This is a genomic window from Mesorhizobium sp. CA6 (assembly GCF_020165035.1).
Taxonomy (GTDB): domain Bacteria; phylum Pseudomonadota; class Alphaproteobacteria; order Rhizobiales; family Rhizobiaceae; genus Mesorhizobium.
In genome coordinates this window covers 24,279-39,003 of sequence record NZ_JAIUHI010000012.1, presented here as the reverse complement: position 1 = coordinate 39,003, position 14,725 = coordinate 24,279, and the positions used below count along the sequence as shown (strand labels likewise).

General features: G+C 59.4%; 20 protein-coding genes. 10 read left to right on the top strand and 10 right to left on the bottom strand.

The window, feature by feature from the left end; all coding sequences use genetic code 11:
- Positions 1–2: 2 nt before the first annotated feature.
- Positions 3–407 (bottom strand): FAD-dependent oxidoreductase, encoded by a 405-nt coding sequence (locus LB526_RS29640; protein ID WP_318013282.1) that lies wholly within the window; start codon positions 405–407, stop codon positions 3–5.
- Positions 373–894: an NAD(P)/FAD-dependent oxidoreductase gene (locus tag LB526_RS29820; protein WP_411967780.1), complete on the bottom strand. Its 522-nt coding sequence runs from the start codon at positions 892–894 to the stop codon at positions 373–375. The genes LB526_RS29640 and LB526_RS29820 overlap by 35 nt, the downstream gene beginning before the upstream one ends.
- A 520-nt stretch (positions 895–1,414) precedes the next feature.
- Between LB526_RS29820 and LB526_RS18890 the strand changes: the two genes are divergently transcribed.
- The gene (locus tag LB526_RS18890; protein ID WP_224629128.1) at positions 1,415–3,304 is read left to right on the top strand and encodes a sensor histidine kinase; all 1,890 of its coding nucleotides are present in this window, start codon (positions 1,415–1,417) and stop codon (positions 3,302–3,304) included.
- 159 nt (positions 3,305–3,463) lie between these two features.
- The gene (locus tag LB526_RS18885) at positions 3,464–3,850 is read left to right on the top strand and encodes a response regulator (RefSeq protein ID WP_263483327.1); all 387 of its coding nucleotides are present in this window, start codon (positions 3,464–3,466) and stop codon (positions 3,848–3,850) included.
- Between the two features lie 698 nt (positions 3,851–4,548).
- On the opposite strand, the gene LB526_RS29730 is transcribed toward LB526_RS18885, so the two are convergent.
- Entirely contained in the window at positions 4,549–4,752 is a 204-nt protein-coding gene (locus LB526_RS29730) for a hypothetical protein (RefSeq protein WP_318013281.1), read from the bottom strand.
- A gap of 136 nt (positions 4,753–4,888) precedes the next feature.
- Here LB526_RS29730 and LB526_RS18875 point away from each other — a divergent pair, with 136 nt between their 5' ends.
- Positions 4,889–5,479 (top strand): hypothetical protein, encoded by a 591-nt coding sequence (locus LB526_RS18875; RefSeq protein WP_224629127.1) that lies wholly within the window; start codon positions 4,889–4,891, stop codon positions 5,477–5,479.
- A gap of 13 nt (positions 5,480–5,492) precedes the next feature.
- The gene (locus LB526_RS18870; RefSeq protein WP_224629126.1) at positions 5,493–5,756 is read left to right on the top strand and encodes a hypothetical protein; all 264 of its coding nucleotides are present in this window, start codon (positions 5,493–5,495) and stop codon (positions 5,754–5,756) included.
- A gap of 54 nt (positions 5,757–5,810) precedes the next feature.
- Here LB526_RS18870 and LB526_RS18865 read toward each other — a convergent pair whose 3' ends face one another.
- On the bottom strand, positions 5,811–6,065 hold the full coding sequence (locus LB526_RS18865) for a hypothetical protein (protein WP_224605999.1): 255 nt from the start codon (positions 6,063–6,065) through the stop codon (positions 5,811–5,813).
- 98 nt (positions 6,066–6,163) lie between these two features.
- Between LB526_RS18865 and LB526_RS18860 the strand changes: the two genes are divergently transcribed.
- The 3 genes from LB526_RS18860 to LB526_RS18850 are packed head-to-tail and all read left to right on the top strand — an operon-like array spanning position 6,164 to position 6,766.
- Positions 6,164–6,352, top strand: coding sequence for a DUF3606 domain-containing protein (locus LB526_RS18860; RefSeq protein ID WP_224629125.1), 189 nt, complete (start codon positions 6,164–6,166; stop codon positions 6,350–6,352).
- Entirely contained in the window at positions 6,303–6,575 is a 273-nt protein-coding gene (locus LB526_RS18855; RefSeq protein WP_224629124.1) for a hypothetical protein, read from the top strand. Before LB526_RS18860 ends, LB526_RS18855 begins: the two co-directional genes overlap by 50 nt.
- A complete protein-coding gene (locus LB526_RS18850; RefSeq protein WP_224606006.1) occupies positions 6,572–6,766 on the top strand; it encodes a hypothetical protein in 195 nt (64 codons plus the stop codon). Before LB526_RS18855 ends, LB526_RS18850 begins: the two co-directional genes overlap by 4 nt.
- A 174-nt stretch (positions 6,767–6,940) precedes the next feature.
- Here the strand turns inward: LB526_RS18850 and LB526_RS18845 are convergent, their stop codons facing one another.
- Together LB526_RS18845 and LB526_RS29815 are read right to left on the bottom strand one after the other, a co-directional pair.
- Complete coding sequence (locus LB526_RS18845; RefSeq protein WP_224606009.1) at positions 6,941–7,144, bottom strand: KTSC domain-containing protein; 204 nt, start codon at positions 7,142–7,144, stop codon at positions 6,941–6,943.
- A 268-nt stretch (positions 7,145–7,412) separates the two neighbouring features.
- Positions 7,413–7,484, bottom strand: a complete 72-nt coding sequence (locus tag LB526_RS29815) for a hypothetical protein (protein ID WP_411967822.1) — start codon at positions 7,482–7,484, stop codon at positions 7,413–7,415.
- Between the two features lie 233 nt (positions 7,485–7,717).
- Between LB526_RS29815 and LB526_RS18840 the strand changes: the two genes are divergently transcribed.
- Positions 7,718–8,101: a GFA family protein gene (locus LB526_RS18840; protein WP_224629123.1), complete on the top strand. Its 384-nt coding sequence runs from the start codon at positions 7,718–7,720 to the stop codon at positions 8,099–8,101.
- Positions 8,102–8,668: 567 nt separating this feature from the next.
- Here the strand turns inward: LB526_RS18840 and LB526_RS18835 are convergent.
- The 4 genes from LB526_RS18835 to LB526_RS18820 form a co-directional block, all read right to left on the bottom strand.
- Positions 8,669–9,136: an MFS transporter gene (locus tag LB526_RS18835; RefSeq protein ID WP_224629122.1), complete on the bottom strand. Its 468-nt coding sequence runs from the start codon at positions 9,134–9,136 to the stop codon at positions 8,669–8,671.
- A complete protein-coding gene (locus LB526_RS18830; RefSeq protein WP_224629121.1) occupies positions 9,057–10,040 on the bottom strand; it encodes an MFS transporter in 984 nt (327 codons plus the stop codon). Before LB526_RS18830 ends, LB526_RS18835 begins: the two co-directional genes overlap by 80 nt.
- 56 nt (positions 10,041–10,096) lie before the next feature.
- Entirely contained in the window at positions 10,097–10,318 is a 222-nt protein-coding gene (locus tag LB526_RS18825; RefSeq protein WP_224629120.1) for a hypothetical protein, read from the bottom strand.
- Positions 10,319–10,542: 224 nt separating this feature from the next.
- A complete protein-coding gene (locus LB526_RS18820) occupies positions 10,543–10,773 on the bottom strand; it encodes a DUF6074 family protein (RefSeq protein WP_224629119.1) in 231 nt (76 codons plus the stop codon).
- 456 nt (positions 10,774–11,229) lie between these two features.
- Between LB526_RS18820 and LB526_RS18815 the strand changes: the two genes are divergently transcribed.
- Both LB526_RS18815 and LB526_RS18810 read left to right on the top strand, forming a co-directional pair.
- A complete protein-coding gene (locus tag LB526_RS18815) occupies positions 11,230–12,324 on the top strand; it encodes a glycosyltransferase family 4 protein (RefSeq protein ID WP_224629118.1) in 1,095 nt (364 codons plus the stop codon).
- 222 nt (positions 12,325–12,546) lie between these two features.
- Positions 12,547–14,715, top strand: a complete 2,169-nt coding sequence (locus LB526_RS18810) for an amylo-alpha-1,6-glucosidase (RefSeq protein WP_224629117.1) — start codon at positions 12,547–12,549, stop codon at positions 14,713–14,715.
- Positions 14,716–14,725: the final 10 nt, after the last annotated feature.

Here is a 14,725-nt window from a genome sequence, read left to right as displayed (position 1 = left end):
GATCAGTGACGAAAGCTGTGGTTGGTGTCTGCAAGATGATTGTGAATGTCCGTGGCTGCGATCGCAGCGTGGCCGGAGGCTACCGCGATCTGGTTGATTTCGTTCACCACATCACCAGCGGCATAGAGACCGGGCAAAACGGTTCGTTGATGCGCATCCACAATAAGATACCCGAGGTCGTCGCAGGTCGCCCCGAGGTCTATTCCCAATTTAGCCCCTGTCCTGCATCCCATCGCCGGATAGACCGAATCGAATGTGCAGGTCGCTCCGTCGGAGAGCAGGACGATGGCATGTTCGCCCAGCGGGCGGAGCGAGTGGGGAATGCAGGCCTCAACCCGGATTCCAGCTTCCCGGATCAGTGGATCTGAACATTCATCTATCCGATACGCCCCGTTGGTCGCGAGCACGGTGAGGTCGCGGGTGTAGGTTTCGCAGGAACGAAGCCTTCCTCATCGCCTCTTTCAAAGGGCCGATTACTGCGACACGCTTATCGATGATCTCGTAGCCATCGCAGATCGGGCATAGGCGCATTGTCCCCCCTCTAATCATATCGGTAGCCAGTGGGATGTCAGGAAGGGTGTCGACAACACCCGTTGCCAAGAGCACCGCACCGGCTCGAACGGAGGTTGGACCGGCAGCAATAAACTCGGCCCCGTCGCGCTTAATATCTTGCAAGGCTTCCTCCCTAAGCTCTGCGCCGCTCAGCAAGGCCTGTTGCCGCAAACGACTTAGCAGCTCAGGGCCGGATATACCGTCGGGAAAGCCGGGACAGTTGCGGGTAATCGCAATGAGCTTCGCGCGGCTTTCACCTGCATCGAAAACAACAACTCGACGCCGGAACCGGCCGAGATAAGTCGCGGCGGCGAGCCCAGCGGGGCCACCTCCAACTATCAAGCAGTCAATTTCCTCGGGCGATGATGCCCCTGATCAGTCATGACTTAATCCCAACGAGCTCACCTGAACCCCAGAGAATGGGTCGTGACAGGCTGCAGCCTTGCGGATTGGCGTGCCTGGGACTGCCCTGTCTTCGCAGCTGTCTATAAGGAAACGCATTCCAGGCGAGGGGGCTCGCCTCCCCAACTTGCGCACAGGGAATGGAAGTTTTGACGTTGGTCCGATCATGACGACACAGTCCTATGGGATCCCGTCTCTCCGACTTCATAAAGCCCGGGGCCGCTATTTGGTTCAGCAACATTCCCCCAAACGCACCCGCCGCCCTTCTGGGATGGCCCGCGATTGGTTGTCCTCAAGATCGACGATAGCCAACGCATGCCGCAAATGCGGTGCCTCGCGTTGCTCCTCGCGCTTGTCGTTCGCGCACATGGGATTAAGGTGTTCTTGGGGGTGACGGGGGAGAAGATTGTCTCGTCGATCGGCACGAGCCCATCTGCTTGGACTAATCGCGGCAGCCGTGTTGCCCGTCTGGCTTTTTGCTGCCTATCTGCTGGTGACATACGCACTGCACGAAAGGTCACGGATCGAGCAGGAAGCCCTGTGGACCGCTCGACAGGTGTCGCTGGTGGTCGAAGGCGAACTCTCCAATCTTAAGACGGTTCTGGACGGCCTCTCCAGGTCCCCCGCTCTGGCCAGGGGAGACTTGCTGGCGTTTGGCTCCGAGGCGCGTCGCCTTGTCCAAGGGACGAACGAGGTGATCACACTGCGGAATCTGGACGGTCGCCAGTTGGCAAGCACCGGACCTGAGCTGGCCTCCGATACCTCCTTGACAACACCGCTCACGGTTGATGACCGCGAGCAACTGAAACTGGCTAGAATTCTCGTCAGCAACGTGTTCGCCGGGCACAGGGCTAACGAGTATCGCGTCGCCGTCACCACGCAGGTATCGGGGTTCAACCGCCAACCGTTGTTCCTTTCGATATCAGTTCCTACCGAACGCATCCGCCTTGTCATGCTGCCAGCGGTTCCGGAGGGGTGGACGGTCGGTGCCGGGGACCGCGAGGGAAAATATGTCGCCAGATCCACATTGCATGATCAGGTGACCGGCAGGCCCGGTTTGCCTGAATACGTGGCTAAGGTCGTAGGCCGCTCCGGAACCTTCCAGTCTCAGAATTTCGAAGGGAACAGATTGCTGGCTGGATATTACCGATCACCCTATTCTGGCTGGTTCTACACCGCCAACATTCCACTATCCCAGGTCCAGGCACCGCTCTGGTGGTCGCTCGCGCAGACCGGAGGGATCGGTCTTTCGGCGCTGCTTTTCTCGCTCGCTCTGGCCTACTTCGTCGGCCGGAGGTTTACCAAGGCCACCGCAGATCTCGTCGAGCGAGCCGATGCGCTCGGCAACGGCCGCGCCGTGGAGCCGATCCTTACCTCGGTCGCGGAATTCGACACGATTGGGCAGGCCATGATCACGGCAGAGCATGCAATTGCGGAGCGCACGCGCGAGTTGGAAACGGTCTTAGAGACGGTTCCCGCTGCGGTCTGGTTTACCTATGACCCGCAAGCTCGCCAAGTTATCCGCAACCGGTTTGCGGCGGAACTTATGGGTCTGTCGCCCCCGCCGCAAAGGCCATTTGGGAAGCCGGATCTGGTGATCGACACTCTTGCCTACAAACACGGCCAAACCATCAGCCGGGAGGACCGCCCGCTTAGCAAGGCAATGCGAGGCGAAGAGACCACCAACGAGGAATTTGCATACACTCTGCCATCAGGGGCGCAGCGATATTTGCTTTCCAGCGCGCGGCCCATTCGCAGCTCGGAAGGGTCGGTGGTGGGCGCAGTGCAGATCAGCCTGGACATATCTGACCGCAAACGGGGGGAGGAACAGCGCCAGTTGCTCGTCAATGAACTGAACCATAGGGTCAAGAACACCCTTGCGGTGGTTCAGGCCATAGCCGCCCAAACTATGCGCAACGCCAGCAGCCTGGCACAGGCGGGTCAGGCGCTTTCCAGCCGACTTGTGTCCCTGGCAAAGGCGCACGACATCTTGACCCGTGAGAACTGGAGCGGCGCCGACCTCAGCGCTCTGATTGCGGCCGCCGTTGAGCCGCATGCATCTCTCGACCGTTTCGACCTCGGCGGAGAACAAGTCTGGCTTCCACCCAAAATCGCGCTCGCTTTCTCCCTAGCGCTTCATGAACTGACGACAAACGCGATCAAATATGGATCGCTCTCCAACGCAACGGGATCGATCGCGATCAATTGGAAGCTGCAGGAGGCTGGAGGCGACCGGGTTCTTGAGCTCGATTGGCGTGAGAAGGGCGGTCCACCTGTCACCCGGGTAAAACTGGATTTGGTACGCAACTGCTCCAGCGGGTATTCGAGGGAAAGAACGCTGGTGGGGTGAAGATCACCTACGATCAGGCTGGTCTACATTGTGCGTTCCGGATGAACTTGAGCGAGGAAAGATAACACCCCCAACGCTCACGGAACATAAGTTCCGATCGGGCGTTCGGGTTCGCTCGGGGGTCTCGGCGGTGCGGTCCTAATCGTTGAGGACGCGACAATGATTTTGCTCGGCCTGGAGTCTGCGCTTGAAGAAGCGGGCTTCGAGGTCGTCGGGGCAAATATCGCGGCGAGCGCCGTGGCCGCCTATGATGCCGAGCCAGAAAAATTCAAAGCGCTGGTAGCGGATTTTCGTCTGGGCTCTGGTGAGACGGGATGGGAGCTGGCGCGACATTTTCGCCATGCCAATAATGTTTTGCCGGTCGTCTACATAAGCGGCGACAGTGCGGCACGGTGGGGCTCACGAAGGTGTCCCGAACAGCATCATGATAGCCAACCCGTACTTCATGCCACAGATAGTCACGGCGGTGTCCATCTTGCTCAACCGCCTGTCGACCATCGACCCATCCTGACACGAGAGCCCGTTGGAGCTAACGCCGATGCCTAAAGATGGATCGCCTGCAACCAGCCGAGCAAGAAACCGCGGCGCCGCTGGGAACGTCTCCCAGGAGAACTTCCACCACACGATGAAGAAGGCGATCAAGGAAACGAGACCCAGGGACAAGGCCCCACCGCTGCCGAGCAAGAAGGTGGTGAAGTCGCCGCCGGCGAACCGGGATACCGAGCGTTCCTGATTCCGAACAGATTGGGCAGCAATTGGCTGGAGCGGAGGCCGGTCGGCTGGCTGCAAGGCGGAATTGAGGGACCCAGCAACTTACGAGTCATGCGGCGTGTTGGCTCAACTTTGTAATGCACTGTTTGTTGGGGGGCATCACCTGATTGCGAAGGAGATTTCTAGGTGAAAGAAGGTGTTCCGAATGTCCCACGACATTCGGCGATGTGCAGCTAGATCCATCAAAAAGTGGAGTAAAATGATGGTTGCGTGAGTGGCGGTTGCCGTCCGTCGGCTGCGACGGGAAATTAGTGCTCCGGTAGCGCCCGTGGAGAAATGACTCTTCCGGTTACAACCTCCAACGCTCCTAAGGGGTTGTCAGCTTCAGTCTCTTTTGTAGAAACAACTTCTTCACCGTAGAGTCATCCACGCGACATCGAGCCGTCACCGCACTCCGAGTCGCTTCGCCTCTGCCTCAAGCATGTCGCGCTCGTGGCCATGCTTGGCGATCAACTCACGAACCTGCGGGATCGTTAGGCCGAATTGCGGGCCAAGTAGCCAACCTCACATTCCTGATCACCCGACACCCGGTCGCGGTCACGGAAGTCCGTTTTGGTTTTGTCGTCGTCCGGCATTGGCTTGTCCTCCCCTTGTGCTGAAAGGACAGCGCTGGTGGGAAAATATTCCGCAAAACCTTTTGCGGTTTGCCGGCGTCGTGGACATGCATCGGCGTCCACGCCGCTCCTCGCCGCCATCAGGTTGGTCCGGTATCAGCTGGAATGAGCAACTTGGCCCTAACCGGTCAAGGGAGCGCTTGACAATCTTGTTCCTATTTTGTTCACTGCGGGCATGGCAGCCACAGGGAGGCCGGTGATGAACATCTTGATCGATGCAAGGGGCGCGAGCCCAGAAGAAAAACAGCGGGGTCTGGACGCTGCTCGGGAAGTGATCGAGCGTTCCGGGTTGACACCTGAGGAAGCGGCTGAAGGCTCATTCGCGGTCGAAGGCTGGGATGAGATGGGTTTCCCACCGGACCAAGAGCCATCGGAACGGGAATATGCTGTCGTTGACGTTTGGTGGGCAGCTAGCAATGCCGCAATTAAGGCGTGTTGTGAGGGGTGGCCCGATGAGAAGCGCATGCAGGTCAGCGGCATCCAGTTGCTGCATAATCCGGATATGCAGCTCGCCGACCGTACCACTGCACTCAGTCGGATGCGCGCCATCATCCAGGCCGAAGACGGCGAGCACGAGTACCATGACGATAGGGTCTTCTTGCTTGCTCTAGCCGCCACTGCTGAGGTTCCGAACAGTTCGAAAGTGCAGCGACTCGTTAGCGCCGTAACCGTTGCCTATACATCGCTGTCACTCGCAGGGTTCCACCCATATGAGCCCGTCGAGCCAAAGCGCCAGGCGGTGCTTGACGCCATCGACGCTCTTGAAGCGGAATCAGCGCCGCTCAACTGAGAAAGGCCGTTGAATGTCCAACGACGTCCTTCCTGGGCAGAAAAAGCCGAAGCTGATTGTTGTGGTCGCATTCGACCGCGGCGACGACGGCGAGCTATTTCCGATGTACGGCCCGGCCGATGAGCAAAGCGAAGAACGGGCGATCCGTACCGCCAAAGCACTGGCTGGCAAACACGTTGGCGTCATCGCCTGGAGCCGGGATGCCGATCCGGCGCTTGGGGACTACGGCCCGCCAAACACTTTGTTTGTGAGCGGCGATGTGCCCGACATGGAGTGATACCAATGTGCGGGCGCTAAACTCGATATCTACCTTGGCGGAAATCCATCACCTCTATCGACTGACCCGTAAGCCGATGGCGCCAAGCGGCCTTTGGTGCTCGATCGCTTCGAAAATCACTTCAAAGACACTGTCGATTTCCTCGGTGATCTCGGCGGCCGGGATGCCTGCTTGTTCGGCAGCTTTCATCAGTTCGTCCGCCAGGTCGCTCACGGCGACCGGATCATCAGTGATCGCGTTCGGCAGGTGCTCTGCCATCCATCGGTCGACGAAGTTGATACCGCGTGTGCTCATCGAGTCATGAAGCACGCACACTCCACTATGTTCCCGACCCAGCGACAAGCACCGGCTAAAGAGGTGGAACAAGAGGGCAACGTGGGTGTTTCTGCCAGTCAGGAGAAACCGACATGGTGGACGACAAGAGCAAGCGCGACTTCCGCGAACGCGATCGGGTTTCCGCCGAGGAAGACGATGAGGTGGAGCATTTCGCCCAGAAGGTCGCGCTGACGCCGCAGCAGATATGCGAGTTGATCAAGAAGCACGGCAATGACCGCGAAACGCTCGAACGCGTGGCGAAAGCCTTCGGGCGGCGGTGACAAGATGCCTCGATATCAGGTCGAAGAGCTGTGCGGCGAAGAGGTCGTCTCAGCGCAAACTGTGGATGTCGACGAGCCAATAAAGGCGGCCGAGCACGTGGCCGGCGCGCCAATCTCACCGAGAGCCTTGCAGGAGCATTGGTTCCGGGTCGTCGACGAGGAAGAGAACAGTGTCTTCGAGATCAGTCTGGCCGAGCCCGTGGCGCGGGATTTCTCCAAATGACCAGCCGGATGAACGACATGGACTGCCGCGTCGTGCTCCAGCTGATCAGGGCGACGATCGAGGAGCATTGCCCGCCTGGCGTTCTGCCGAGCGAAGACCAAGTGAACGGTCATTACGGCCCGTCGCTACTTAACGAGGCTGAGGCGATATCAGCGGCAATCGTCAAGACCGTCGAGAAGCTTTCCAAATGACCAAGCTCTCCGAACTCGGCCCTCCTTCTCGTTCACCATGCACGACCAGCCGGGTGCACCTCCCACGCCCGATACCTACCGCCGCGAGACCTGCGGGCAGATGGTGGACCGGAGAGACCTGCGCCAAGTCATATGGCACGAACAGCCCGGGCAAAAGCCGCTTGAGATGGACGCTTAGTCCGAAATAGGTCGATACCGGAAGTGATTGCGAATGTGGTCGTTGAAATAGCGACCTTTGACGAATGCCGACCGGAACGCCGCATATGTCTCGGGCGGCACCTCCTCAAAATCGTAGCGCTTGCCGCTGGCCACGAACCACACCGAGAGGACCCTGCTTGCCGGATCGTATTCTGTTTTCTTTATCGAGGTGGATGGCATTTGCCGCCAGCCCGTTGTCCGGGTACTCGTCAGTGGAACAGGGCAGCCGAGAGCACGGCCATGCCTATCGACACTGGAATGGCTACAAGCAAACACGTTTCGACAACAAGGGTTTCTTTGTCCTTGAACATGGAAGGGGAATGCGTGTCCGGGTTTTAGGTTCCGTCCAAAGAAGAACCCGCCGGCCGAAGCCGACGGGCATCTTCCCACAATCTGCTTGTGCTCCCCTTTTCCGGGATGGTCCGCACCCAGGAATGCCGCACAAAGCTCACCTAATGCAGGCGCTATAAGGCATGATTGCCGTTGCGCCGCGCTGGTTGCGCAGATAATCGACGAAGATCCGATCTCCGCCGCCTGATCAGCTACTTTGTGCGCATTTTGGAGCGGAGCGATTTGGCTGACCAGCAACCCCACGCTGGTCGAGCGGCGGTGTGCGATTTGCATATCTGAAGCCCTTCGCCGTGGCCGCGAGCGGATTCAGAAGACGCCTAGACTCTGGCCGCTACTTCAGCTCAACGCTCTAGTGGCTTGCAACTTCATGGAACAATATCTTCCTCTGCGGGTAAGGTCTCCATGTCATCGGGTCGTTGTCTATGCGGGTCTGTGCGTTACGAAATAGCGGGCGAGCTTGCACAGCCTATAGCCTGTCACTGCACCCAATGCGCCCGCACCAGCGGCAACTTCGCGGCTATGGCGGCCTGTCGTTCGGAAGATCTCCGACTGCTAGCGTCATCGACTCTCAGTTGGTACCGCTCGTCAGATGACGTCGAGCGGGGCTTCTGTTCGCGCTGCGGTGGTAATCTATTCTGGAAGGCGGCTCCGGGCATTGAAACCTTCGTCGCAGCCGGAACCCTTGACCGACCGACCGGCCTGCGCCTTGCCAAGCATATTTTCGTCGGCTCGAAGTCCGATTTTTACGATCTGACCGACGGCCTACCGCAGGAGCAGGATGGCTAGGTTCAGCCGGCAGGCGCTCGAATGGGGCCTCAAACGGCCGCCGTCGGTTGCCAGTTTTCTTGGCCTGCACGCTTCGGCTGTGCGAAACTGGCCGTTTTGACGGTGCTGTCACGCGCCCAGTCACGAGCCGATCACGCCGCCAATTTACGGCAAACGAGTTGCGTCGCGTCGAGTCACGGCTCAGGCGACCGAATGTCCCGAGACTGGACCCACCGGACGGGATTATGAGATCGCCCACCGAGCCGCAGGATAAGGGCAATGCAGGTCGGCTTTCTACAAGCAGCCTCCCGAAGTTTCCGAAATCCGCCTGGGCCAATTTCTCCACCGGGCAACGGAAGCTTATGTCTCTGCCATCTGGAGGGCGTACGAGCCGTCGATCGACTTCGCTCGAGCGGAGCTGCCCCTCGGGCCAGAAGCGGCGGGGGTGACGGCTCTAATTTAGCGCAGGTAAAGGGAGCTATCCGTATGCCGGACAAGGAGACTTTGCAGCGCCACTTCATCGCCGGGCTGAGCCAAGCGAATTGTGATCCCGGTCATTGGTGAAGCGCCTCATACGCCATCCGTTGTTTACATCAAGGGTATGGCCGGCGGATTTTGGCCAGCAACGACACGGTGGAATACCCACAGAATGGCTGGGCAAACCAGGAGCATGACGGCGCCGAAGTCGAGCGCGGCGCTCGCGGAGCCGAGCGACGTGGAGAGCGTTCCCCCGATCGCGGACCCAACCGGGCTCCCGGCATAGAAAGCCGTATAGAAAATTCCCATTCCGATCGCCCGCGTCTTCGGCTCGAGCACGCGCGCGGGTAGGCTCATAATGGCGCCGGCCGGCAGGCCGCAAATGGTCCCAACGGCAATGACGGCAGGAAGCACCTGGCCGCTTCGCGACAGGAGAACCGTCAGCAACGCAAAGCCGATGCAGCCTACGACGATGATAGCTTCGCCGCGTTTGGTCAGATCAGCGAGCAAGCCTCCTAAGGGAACCGAAAGCGCCGTGAGCCAGAGGACGATGCTGATCGTTGATCCAGCTGCAGCCATGGACCAGCCTCGCTCGACGGAGCATCGTTGGGCCGAAACTGAAGATCATCACCAAACCGAGATTGTAGAGACACCAGATCGAGCTAGCGGCAATCACCGCATAGACCATTTCCGAGGTCACACTGCCTGGTTCACCACCAACGGAGACAACCGCCTCGGGCGCGCGGTAGAAAAACGCCATCAGGCCGAAGCCGATCATGATCCACCCTGCGACGGCAAGGTTGACGGCAGGAAGGCCGAACCTCGCTCCGATCCATGGCAAGAGCATGAGCGAAATTGCGATGCCTACCGGCCACGAGTTGACGAAAATGGCCATCGCGGTTGCGATTTCCCGGCCGGCAAACCAGTCGGCGACCATCTTGGTCATCAGAACGCTCAAGAGAATGCCGCCAGTGCCCGCAATGAGTCGGCCTGCGATTTGCACGCTCCATGATGCCGACGAGGTCATCAGCAATTCGCCAGTCAGCATCGCTAGGAGTGCGGCGAGGACCGTCGCCTTGTCGCCATAGCGATGTCCGATCGTACCAGCGGGGAAGGCAAGCAGGACGCCCGGCGCAAAGTAGATTCCGACAAGGATGCCGATGTCAGCCAGGCTCGCACCGAGGCTCTGGCGAAGCTGCGGCGCTACAGCCCCCACACTGCCAAATTGAAAGGCGAAGGCGGCACGGGCGACAAACAAAACGGCAAGAATGGTCCAGCGGCTTGGCACTTGGATCCTCCCAGCCACCGCGCGATGCTGCGGCATTTTTATATTAGCAGAGCGACATGTAGCTTGATAGGCGGTAAGGAGTGGAGCAAAATCGCGCTTTTTCTCCTGCGTCACCGGATCCGCGGCATGCGCCCACTCTGATCTAGCCGCGAAGGCGTGGACGATGGCGAAGCCCACGCCGACGGCAACGCCCATAACGAAGGCGCACCATTGCGAAGGCTCTCCGCTTCTAACCTGGAGTACCTGAGCTGTCAGTTCAGTGTCGGCTCGCCCATCGTCTCGGTAAGAAAGGACGTGGCGATCAAATCGTCCGCGTCAATGCGTAAGGAGCCTTCGCCGCGCCCCATAATGGCCGCGACCTTCTGGAAAATTTTAATCTCATGCTCGGTGATCCTGGCGTCCCGCATCCTTGTTCTCAGATCGGCGACACGCATCCCGAGCGAAGGGGATGTTCCGGTTTCTTTATTCGACATTTTGATCAGTCCTCCTCCCCCCGCCTGTCTGTTTCGCCACCGCCCGAATGCGCAGCCTCCTATAGTCTGGTGTTGCAGTTGAGGAGCATCAGCATGCCCGCTTGTGAGAATCTGCTGATATTATGAATGAATGATGAATGGCACGCGACTGTAGTTCAGCTCCTGGTGCGATCGCGGAAGGCAGCCTGATTCTCCGGTCGGGGGCCGGGCCGGCGAGGCAGGGGCTAGGCGGGCACGCTGCAGAGCAAGGCCGCCTGAACGGCGTCGAAGAAGCGACGGACCCCAGCGCGCGCATCGTTGGCGTTCTGGCCGCGTTCGGTCGCGACTGAGAGCAGATGCGTAGCAGTTTCCCGCCAGAGCGTAGCCGCCTCGTCACTCGGAAGGCGAGCAATTGCGTTCGCAACGATTCGAACGGCGGGAAGCTCTCGACTAATTGGGAAGGCATGCACCGACATGGACCGGATGACCCGCAAAAGGTTTCATGCCGAACCTTTCGATCGAAAGGAAATAGAAGCTTAAGAAGCGGGGGTTAAGCGTTTCCCCAAGACCTTGTCGCCAGATGACGAAAGATCACCCGTGGGGCCATTATCGAGTTCGCGGGAAATTGCGCGGCTCCTCGGATTTGGCCCGGGAACAATCACGCGCCTGAAAGCAGGGCGGTTAGAAATTCGAACTAAAGCCGCACTGCATCACCATCGCCTCGATTGCCGCCATGGTCGCCAACAGGCTTGCCCGTCTGGCAGTTCATAGCCAGATGGCGCGCCCTTACCCAGTTTGTATAATGCCACGGCGAAGTGATTGATACCGGGAACAAATTAGCAGTTCGAAAGTTCGCGACTACGCGGGAGAAGGACTGACGCCTCCCGAGCCGGTTTCGTCGAAGGCCTGCTTTCGTTCCAGGATCCCAGCGCATGAAGATTGCCCAGATCGCCCCCCTGACTGAGTCCGTGCCACCCAAGCTCTATGGCGGGACCGAGCGCATCGTTTCCTATTTGACGGAAGAGCTGGTTCGAAGGGGCCATGACGTGACGTTGTTCGCCAGCGGCGATTCACGTACTTCGGCCGAACTGGTGGCATGTTGCGACGTTGCACTGCGCCTGAATCCGAAAGCACAGAATCCCATTCCTTACCATGTCATGATGCTTGAAGAGGTTCGCAGACGGGCGAATGAATTCGACGTGCTGCATTTCCACGTCGACGTTCTCCATTTCCCGATAATTCGAGAGTTCGCGCAGCGAACCGTTACCACGCTTCATGGCCGACTCGACCTTCCGGACCTGGCGCAGCTTTACGCGATGTTCAACGACATTCCACTGGTCTCGATTTCGGACGACCAGCGCCGGCCCATGCCGCCGGTCAACTGGCTTGGAACGATCTATCACGGCCTGCCGAACAATCTCCTGCCATTCCGGCCGAAAGCCGCTGGATACCTCGCGTTCCTCGGCCGCATCTCACCCGAAAAGGGACCGGAGGCCGCGATAGAAATCGCCGCGCGCGCCGGAATGCCGCTGAAGATCGCAGCCAAAATCGACGCAGTGGACCAGTCGTTTTGGAGCGACAGGGTCGAACCTCAGGTGCTTCGGCATTCGAATGTCGAGTTCATTGGCGAGATTGATGAGTGTGAGAAGGCGGAATTTTTGGGCAACGCGACAGCGCTGCTGTTCCCGATCGATTGGCCGGAGCCATTCGGCCTCGTGACGATCGAGGCGATGGCCTGCGGTACCCCGGTGGTTGCGTTCAACCGCGGAGCCGTTCCGGAGGTCATCGATCATGGCGTGTCCGGACTGATAGTGGAAAGCATTGACGAAGCCGTCGAAGCTGTGCGGCGGATAGGCAGTCTCGATCGCGCACGTGTGCGGAAAACTTTTGAAAGGCGATTCACGGTCGGGCGCATGTGCACCGACTATTTGGGGATCTACCGCCTGCTGGCGCGCGACGAGCAATTTCCGCTCGGCTCGCGAAACGGGTCTGCCGAAAACGCGGCTGGGATAGCCAGCACTTTTTAACAGCATCGCTTGAGACGAGTTGGCAATTAGAATCGCCGGGTTCCCGCCGCATTGATCAGGTCGAGCAGCGGAAGCTTCGTCGAATATCCGCCAAGATTTCAATGACGCTCTTCGAGATCATGGGCATCGCAGCATTGATGCGAGATACTGTTGATAGGAGATGGTCGGGCGCAGGCATATGGGATGGCGCCAGCATCGGCCGTCTGAACCGGGAGGGTTGAGATGAGCATCGAAGTCGAAGAACGCAAGCTTAATCCAGCGGTCGCTCTCCCCGCGCTCGATGAATCGGCCCCGCGCGAGCCGCATAGGCAATTTGCGCTGAAGCATGAAGACTGCTTCGTCGTCGCGGACAGCTATGGCGACATACGCGGCAGCGGCGACGGGCTTTTCCGCGACGATACGCGAGTGCTGTCGCGTTTCCGGCTGTTCATAGGTGGCCGCATGCCGTCGCTGCTCGGAGCCTCGCTGTCGCAGGACAACATCCTATTCACCGCCAATCTCACGAATTTGGCCACCATCGGGCCCGACGGTAGTGAAACGCTGCCTGGGGTCGTGCACATCGAGCGGACCAGATTCATCTGGCATGACCGCATGTACGAGCGTGTCACTTTCACGAATTACTCCGCGCGTGAGGTGTTGCTGCCGGTCCGGTTCGACTTCGATGCCGATTTCCGTGACATGTTCGAGGTGCGCGGCACCACGCGCAGCCGGCGCGGTCGTGCACATGACGCCTTGGTCGGCGAGTCAGGCGTGACATTTCGCTACGAGGGCCTCGACAATGTGGCGCGCCAATCCGTCATCGCGTTTTCGATGAGGCCCGACCAGATCCATCCCCATCATGCAGAGTTTCTCATTCTGGTGGGGAGGCACGACAGAAAGGCGCTGTATCTGGAAGTCGGTCAGAACGAAGAAATCCCGTCCAGTGATCGGTTCCGCGCCGCCGCGGCGCGAGCGCGATTTGCAATGCGCTCAAAGCGTCGACAGGGCGCCACTGTTTTCAGCTCCGGCCGCGTGTTCAATGACTGGCTCACGCGCACACGTGCCGACATTGCCCTGCTGACCACCGATCTGGAAACCGGGCCATATCCGTACGCCGGTATTCCCTGGTTCTCGACTGCCTTCGGCCGCGACGGCGTCATTTCCGCCTTACAAATGCTTTGGCTCAACCCCGAGCTTGCCCGCGGCGTGCTGGCGTTCCTTGCCCGCTATCAATCGACGGAGACCTCTTTGTTCGACGATGCCGAGCCCGGCAAGATCATGCATGAAACGCGCAAAGGGGAAATGGCTGTGCTGCGCGAGCTGCCGTTCGGCCGCTACTATGGCGGCGTCGACACCACTCCACTCTATGTCTACCTGGCTTGGTCCTATGCCGATCGCACGGGCGATGACGAGTTCGTCGACCGCATGTGGGATTCACTGTGCGCAGCAATCGGGTGGATGGAGGAAGTCGGCGCCCGCAACAGCGACGGTTTCGTGACCTATAACAGGGCAGCGGACACGGGTCTCTTCAACCAGGGCTGGAAGGACAGCGCCGACGCCATTTTCCATGCCGACGGTAAAATACCTCGAGGTCCGATCGCGCTGGTCGAGGTGCAAGGCTACGTCTTCGCAGCCTATCAAGGCATGGCCGCCTTGGCAGCCAAGCGCGGAGACGCCGCCAAGGCGGCGCACTGGAGCGCTATGGCGGAAAAGATACGCAGCGCAGTGGAGGCTCGGTTCTGGATGCCGGATCGCGATTTCTACGCTTTGGCGATCGATGGAGAAGACAGGCAATGCGCGGTGCGCGCCTCCAACGCGGGTCACCTGCTCTATGTTGGGCTGCCCTCGGCAGAACGCGCGAAATCAATCGCCGAGCAGTTGCTGTCGGGGCATCTGCACAGCGGTTGGGGCGTTCGCACCTTGGCCGACGACGAGATTCCGTTCAATCCGATGTCTTATCATAACGGCTCGATCTGGCCGCATGACACGGCGATCTGTGCCGCCGGGCTAGCCCGTTACCAGGAGCGCACCAGCGTCGTGAAGCTTATGAGCAGCATGTTCGAGGCGGCGGTCCGGTTCAATATGCGGCTTCCGGAGCTGTTCTGCGGCTTTACGCGGGCGATCGGTGATGCGCCGATTGCCTATCCCGTCGCTTGTCTGCCGCAGGCATGGTCGGCCGGTTCCGCGTTTATGATGCTGCAGGCCTGCCTGGGGATCCGCATCGACGGTTGGAAGCGCGAGATCAATGTCGATCGCCCGCGGTTGCCAATAGGCATCGACAACATCGTCATCCGGCACTTAGCCGTGGGCGAGGCGAAGGTCGACCTGAATTTCCAGCGCGTCGGCGACCGCGTCGTCTGCTATCTAGGCGAACGGCACGAGGGCCTGGTTCCCCTGGTCGTTCGCTCTTAGCAACCGCCAC

Excerpts from the sequence above, each read along its gene's own strand:
- LB526_RS18885 (WP_263483327.1), top strand. The coding sequence starts at position 3,464 with ATGATTTTGCTCGGCCTGGAGTCTGCGCTTGAAGAAGCGGGCTTCGAG.
- LB526_RS18875 (WP_224629127.1), top strand. The coding sequence starts at position 4,889 with ATGAACATCTTGATCGATGCAAGGGGCGCGAGCCCAGAAGAAAAACAG.
- LB526_RS18870 (WP_224629126.1), top strand. The coding sequence starts at position 5,493 with ATGTCCAACGACGTCCTTCCTGGGCAGAAAAAGCCGAAGCTGATTGTT.
- LB526_RS18860 (WP_224629125.1), top strand. The coding sequence starts at position 6,164 with ATGGTGGACGACAAGAGCAAGCGCGACTTCCGCGAACGCGATCGGGTT.
- LB526_RS18855 (WP_224629124.1), top strand. The coding sequence starts at position 6,303 with ATGACCGCGAAACGCTCGAACGCGTGGCGAAAGCCTTCGGGCGGCGGT.
- LB526_RS18850 (WP_224606006.1), top strand. The coding sequence starts at position 6,572 with ATGACCAGCCGGATGAACGACATGGACTGCCGCGTCGTGCTCCAGCTG.
- LB526_RS18845 (WP_224606009.1), bottom strand. The coding sequence starts at position 7,144 with ATGCCATCCACCTCGATAAAGAAAACAGAATACGATCCGGCAAGCAGG.
- LB526_RS18840 (WP_224629123.1), top strand. The coding sequence starts at position 7,718 with ATGTCATCGGGTCGTTGTCTATGCGGGTCTGTGCGTTACGAAATAGCG.
- LB526_RS18835 (WP_224629122.1), bottom strand. The coding sequence starts at position 9,136 with ATGGCTGCAGCTGGATCAACGATCAGCATCGTCCTCTGGCTCACGGCG.
- LB526_RS18830 (WP_224629121.1), bottom strand. The coding sequence starts at position 10,040 with ATGGGCGTTGCCGTCGGCGTGGGCTTCGCCATCGTCCACGCCTTCGCG.
- LB526_RS18825 (WP_224629120.1), bottom strand. The coding sequence starts at position 10,318 with ATGTCGAATAAAGAAACCGGAACATCCCCTTCGCTCGGGATGCGTGTC.
- LB526_RS18820 (WP_224629119.1), bottom strand. The coding sequence starts at position 10,773 with ATGTCGGTGCATGCCTTCCCAATTAGTCGAGAGCTTCCCGCCGTTCGA.
- LB526_RS18815 (WP_224629118.1), top strand. The coding sequence starts at position 11,230 with ATGAAGATTGCCCAGATCGCCCCCCTGACTGAGTCCGTGCCACCCAAG.
- LB526_RS18810 (WP_224629117.1), top strand. The coding sequence starts at position 12,547 with ATGAGCATCGAAGTCGAAGAACGCAAGCTTAATCCAGCGGTCGCTCTC.